8 protein-coding genes are annotated in these 5,560 nt (G+C 30.1%); all 8 read left to right on the top strand.

Annotation, left to right across the window (positions count from 1 at the left end):
• On the top strand, positions 1 to 437 hold a 437-nt coding region (locus VK998_RS12080), incomplete at its 5' end, for a DNA topoisomerase family protein (protein WP_325228688.1).
• Positions 438 to 542: 105 nt separating this feature from the next.
• The gene (gene hslV, locus VK998_RS12085; protein WP_325228690.1) at positions 543 to 1,073 is read left to right on the top strand and encodes an ATP-dependent protease subunit HslV; all 531 of its coding nucleotides are present in this window, start codon (positions 543 to 545) and stop codon (positions 1,071 to 1,073) included.
• 12 nt (positions 1,074 to 1,085) lie between these two features.
• Positions 1,086 to 2,477: an ATP-dependent protease ATPase subunit HslU gene (gene hslU / locus VK998_RS12090; RefSeq protein WP_325228692.1), complete on the top strand. Its 1,392-nt coding sequence runs from the start codon at positions 1,086 to 1,088 to the stop codon at positions 2,475 to 2,477.
• Positions 2,478 to 2,490: 13 nt separating this feature from the next.
• Positions 2,491 to 3,273: a GTP-sensing pleiotropic transcriptional regulator CodY gene (gene codY, locus VK998_RS12095; RefSeq protein ID WP_325228694.1), complete on the top strand. Its 783-nt coding sequence runs from the start codon at positions 2,491 to 2,493 to the stop codon at positions 3,271 to 3,273.
• Positions 3,274 to 3,538: 265 nt separating this feature from the next.
• The gene (gene flgB / locus VK998_RS12100; protein ID WP_325228697.1) at positions 3,539 to 3,946 is read left to right on the top strand and encodes a flagellar basal body rod protein FlgB; all 408 of its coding nucleotides are present in this window, start codon (positions 3,539 to 3,541) and stop codon (positions 3,944 to 3,946) included.
• Between the two features lie 2 nt (positions 3,947 to 3,948).
• Positions 3,949 to 4,389: a flagellar basal body rod protein FlgC gene (gene flgC, locus VK998_RS12105; RefSeq protein WP_325228700.1), complete on the top strand. Its 441-nt coding sequence runs from the start codon at positions 3,949 to 3,951 to the stop codon at positions 4,387 to 4,389.
• A 4-nt stretch (positions 4,390 to 4,393) separates the two neighbouring features.
• Positions 4,394 to 4,693 carry a flagellar hook-basal body complex protein FliE gene (gene fliE / locus VK998_RS12110; RefSeq protein ID WP_325228702.1) on the top strand — a complete coding sequence of 100 codons (300 nt, stop codon included), beginning with the start codon at positions 4,394 to 4,396 and terminating at the stop codon, positions 4,691 to 4,693.
• Positions 4,694 to 4,724: 31 nt separating this feature from the next.
• The coding region (gene fliF / locus VK998_RS12115; RefSeq protein WP_325228704.1) for a flagellar basal-body MS-ring/collar protein FliF at positions 4,725 to 5,560 on the top strand (836 nt) is incomplete at its 3' end.

Below are 5,560 nucleotides of genomic sequence, written 5' to 3' on the forward strand. Positions count from 1 at the left end.
AAGAATTTTATAAAGAATTTGAAAAGGTATTAAAAATAGCTGAAGAAGAAATTGATAAGATACAAATTGAAGAAGAGGTTACCGACATAGTTTGTGAAAAATGTGGCAGGAATATGGTGGTCAAATATGGTCGATATGGCAAATTTCTAGCTTGCCCTGGATACCCAGAATGCAAGAATACCAAACCTATATTAGACAAAATAGATGTCCCATGTCCTGATTGTGGTGGAAATATAGTTAGAAGAAGATCAAAAAAAGGTAGAATGTTTTATGGATGTAGTAATTTCCCAGATTGTAATTTTGTTTCATGGGAAGAACCTATAAAAGAAAAATGTCCTGATTGTGGCGGACCTATGGTAAAAAGAAAGACAAAAAAAGGGATATTAAAAAAATGTATGAATAAAGAATGCAACTATAGTAGAATTGATAAAGAATAAATTTTACTGTACATTTTGTTAATTATATAGTAATCTATAGTATAGATGATTTAATATTCTGAAAATAACACTTGTTTTATTTTGACATTTTGTGGGGTGTAAATTATGATGAATGGTACTACTATTGTAGCTATTAAAAAGGGTGGAAAAATTGCAATTGCAGGTGATGGGCAAATTACATTTGGAAATGCAACAATTATGAAAAATACTGCAAAAAAAGTTAGGAAAATATATAACAATAATGTTATAATAGGCTTTGCAGGTTCTGTGGCAGATTCATTAACATTAGCAGAAGTATTAGAAGAAAAATTAGAGCAATATAGTGGAAATCTAAAAAGAGCTGCTGTTGAACTAGCCAAAGATTGGAGAAGGGATAAAGTTCTAAGGCGATTAGAAGCTTTACTTATTGCAGCTGATAAAAAAAATTTGCTTCTGGTATCAGGAAATGGTGAGGTAATTGAACCAGAAGGGGGAGTACTCGCTATTGGTTCTGGTGGCAACTATGCTTTGGCTTCTGGGAAAGCTTTACTAAAGTATTCTAATCTATCTGCTGAAGAAATAGCAAAAGAGTCCATACTAATTGCTTCATCTATTTGTGTTTATACTAATAATAATATAACTGTACAAGTTATTTAAGGAGGGTGATAGATGATGAAGGAATTAACGCCAAAAGAAATAGTGGAGGAATTAGACAAATATATAATAGGACAAAAGAAAGCTAAAAAAGCTGTTGCTATTGCTTTGCGAAATAGATATAGAAGAAATTTACTGCCTGATGAGTTTAAAGACGAAGTAAAACCAAAAAATATTTTAATGATAGGACCTACGGGCGTTGGGAAAACTGAAATCGCTAGACGGTTGTCTAAATTGATAGATTTGCCTTTTATAAAAATAGAAGCTACTAAATTTACAGAGGTTGGTTATGTAGGAAGAGATGTAGATTCTATGGTGCGAGATTTAGTTGAAGAATCTATTCGTATGGTAAGGGTAAAAAGAATAGAAGAAGTTTATGATAAAAGTAAAGAATTAGCCAATCAAAAATTAATTAAGCTTTTGGCTCCCTTCCCATCGAAAAAGAAAGGAAGCAACCCATTAGAAATGATTTTTGGGACTACAGAGAATAAAGATGATGATCTTGTTGAAAATGAAAAAGAAATTATTATTAATAGACGTAAAGAATTAAGAGAAAAACTACTAAATGGAGAATTAGATGATGAAATAATTGAAATTGATGTAGAGGATAACTATAATTCTACTGTTGAATTATTTAGTGGTTTAGGTATTGAAGAATATAATATAAATATGGGAGATATATTTGGTGATCTACTGCCTAAGAAAACTAAGAAAAAAAGAGTTACAATTAAAGAAGCTAGAAAAATAATAAACAATCAGGAAGCTCAAAAATTAATTGACATGGATGAAGTAGTAGATTTAGGTATCAAGAAAGCAGAACAAAATGGAATGATTTTTATCGATGAAATAGATAAAATCGCTGGAAAAGATTATGGCAGTGGTCCTGATGTTTCACGAGAGGGTGTCCAAAGAGATATATTACCTATAATTGAAGGCACAACTATTATGACAAAATATGGACCAGTTAAAACTGATCATATTTTATTTGTTGCAGCAGGAGCATTCCATGTATCAAAAGTAGGAGATTTAATACCAGAGATTCAAGGCAGATTCCCTATTAGGGTTGAACTCGAAAACTTAACTGAAGAAAATTTCAAAGAAATTTTAACTAAGCCTAAAAATGCAATAACAAAACAATATCAATATTTAATTAAAACTGAAGGCATAAATTTGGAGTTCACAGGCGAAGCAATAGATGCTATTGCAAAAGTAGCTTTTGTATCAAATGAACAATCAGAAAATATTGGAGCCAGAAGATTACAAACTGTTATGGAAAAATTACTAGAAGATATTTCTTTTGAAGCTCCTCATTTAAATACTAATGAAATAATTATTGATGAAGCTTATGTGAACAATAAATTAATGGCTTATATACATGAAAAAGATATATCAAAATATATATTATAGAAGGAGGATATGGATGACTGAAAGTTTATTACAAAAAACAAGAAGATTAAATAAAGCATTACAAAGCTCAGGTTCAAAGCCTGTTTCATTCCAAGAATTAAGCAAAATACTAAGTGAAATATTGGATGCAAATGTATATATTGCTAGTAAAAGAGGTAGAGTATTAGGATATGAACTATCTACTGGTTTTGATTGTGATATTATACAAACTGAAATTGTAAAAGAAAAAAGATTCCCCAAAAAATACAATGATGAATTATTAAGAGTTTCAGAGACTAAAGAAAATGTAGAAGAGATAACAGAATGTGTATTTGATCAAATATCGCAATGTGACTATCCAGATAAGATTGCTACCATTATACCCATTAATAGTGGTAATGAAAGATTGGGAACTCTAGTATTGGCTAGGTTTGGACGTATGTTTACTGAAGATGATTTGGTATTAGCTGAATACAGTGCAACAATAGTAGGCATGGAGATACTTAGATCCAAAGCAGAAGAAGTTGAAGAGGAGTCAAGGAAAAGAGCTATGGTACAAATGGCTATAGGGACTTTATCTTACTCAGAGTTGGAGGCCATGGAACATATTTTTGAAGAATTAGATGGAGAAGAAGGGCTTTTAGTAGCAAGTAAAGTTGCAGACAGAGTTGGCATTACAAGGTCTGTAATTGTTAACGCTTTACGAAAGCTAGAATCAGCTGGTGTTATTGAATCCAGATCTTTAGGTATGAAAGGAACCCACATAAAGATTTTAAATGATAAATTATTAGAAGAATTGGAAAAAATCAATGAATAATAAATTCAAATTGGAAATTGCTAAAAAAGTAGTGATATATCACTACTTTTTTTTATTGAAATTAGGTCTTCTGATGCATTTGCCAAATTATACATAATTTTACTATGAAAATGTAGAAATATGATGTATTATATAAATTAGTTAAGCAAAAATCATTACATATTGTAAAAAATAAAAGACATATGTAAAAAAAGGCAAATAATGGTCTATTTATCTTGAAACCGGAGTTTTTTTGTATTAATATTATATATAATGAGGTGATAATATGTTTAACCGTTTATATTCCAATATCGATATTTTTAATAAAGCATTAGATGGTCTGTGGCTAAGAGATAAAACAATAAATCATAACATTTCAAATGCTAACACGCCTAATTATAAGAAACTATCAGTGAATTTTGAAGACAAATTAAAAAACTTTATGGAGAACAAGTCTTCTAAATTGATTAAAACTCACAACAAGCATTTACCAACAACTAATAGTTTAGATGAAGTAAAACCTATTATAAATATAGATAAAAATCATTCTTATAGATTTGATAAAAACAATGTTAATATCGATATTGAAATGGCAAATAGAGCAAAGAATAACATAATGTATAATGCTGTCATAAATCAAACTGTCGATGAATTCGATAAGATTAAGAATGTAATTAACGAAGGGAGTAAATAATAATGGGTATTTTTGATTCGATTAATATTAATGCTTCTGCTCTAACAGCAGAGAAGACCAGGATAGACATTATTAGTAAAAATATGGCTAATGCCAATACTACTAGAGCTACAGGAGGAATGCCTTATAAAAGACAGTTGGTCGTATATGAAGAAAATAAAAAAGACTCTTTTTCAACTTATCTAGATAAATTTACCAATAAATTTAGCGGTAGCGGTGTAATAATTAGTGAAATCATTGAGGATAACACCCCTTATAAATTTAAGTACGAGCCTGGGCATCCAGACGCAGATGAAAATGGGTATGTTATGTTACCCAATGTAGAAATAGTTAGTGAAATGGTAGATATGATAGATGCTCAAAGAGCTTACGAAGCAAATATTACTGCTATGAATGGTACAAAATCAATGTTGATGAAGGCATTAGAAATAGGTAGGAGGTAATTAGATGGAAATAAGAACTATTGGATTAAACAATCAAATTATACCCAGGGACGGACTAAATGAAAGTTATAAGCCAAATTCTAATAACAAATTTAGTCTATTTTTAAATCAAGCTTTAGATAAAGTAAATGAATTACAATTAGAGAGTGACGAATATAAAAAGCTATTGATTACAGGAGAAATGGACAACCTTCATGACGTAACTATAGCACAAGAAAAAGCCAATGTTTCTTTACAATTGACATTGAGCATCAGAAATAAAGTAGTAGAAGCTTATAGAGAAATAATGAGAATGCAGATATAGAAAAAGAAGCTGTAAGAAATGAGGTGTTAAGGTGGGGGAATCAATACAGCAAGTTAGAAATCAATTAAATGAATATTGGCAAGAATTAGATAAAACTAAAAAAACAAAGTTAATAATAATTGGCATTATTGCTATATTAACAATAATTATACTTTCAATTGTATTTACTAGGACTAAATATGATGTCCTTTATCAAGACCTATCTTTAAAAGATACTTCTCAGATAACTAAAAAATTAGATGAGATGGGCGTAGAATGGAAAACTTCTGGCAATGATACTACGACGATATTAGTACCAACTGAAATGAAAAATAAAATAAAGATTGAATTAGCCTCTTATGGCTTACCTAAAGAAGGGTATAGTTTCATAGATGCTTTTAATGATAGTAGCTGGACAATGACTGATTATGATAAAAAGGAAAGAATGAAGTTAGCTTTACAAAGTGAGTTGTCTTCAACTATTTCGGATATCGAGGGAATTGAAAAAGCTACTGTATACATAAATGAAAAAGAAGATTCTGGTTTTGTTCTAGAGGAAAATAACCAAGAAAACACTGCTTCTGTTTTTATAGAAAAAAGTGATAATAAAGCCTTAAAAGGGGAGACGGTTACAGCTATTCAAAACTTGGTGGCCGGTTCAATTAATATGGAACCAGAAAAGGTTCAAATTGTCGATAGTGAAGGTAAACTTCTGTCAGGTGAACAAGATGAATCAGAGCTTTTAATGACGGATCAGTTCAATATTAAAAACAACTTAGAACTAAGAATAAATGATAGTATTAAAAATTTTCTAGAAAATGTTTTTGGTGCTGGCAATGTGGATGTTAGATCTAGTATTAAAATTAATTTTGATAGTGAAAGAACTAC

It is taken from the genome of Schnuerera sp. (genome assembly GCF_035459645.1).
Lineage (GTDB): Bacteria > Bacillota > Clostridia > Tissierellales > Tepidimicrobiaceae > Schnuerera.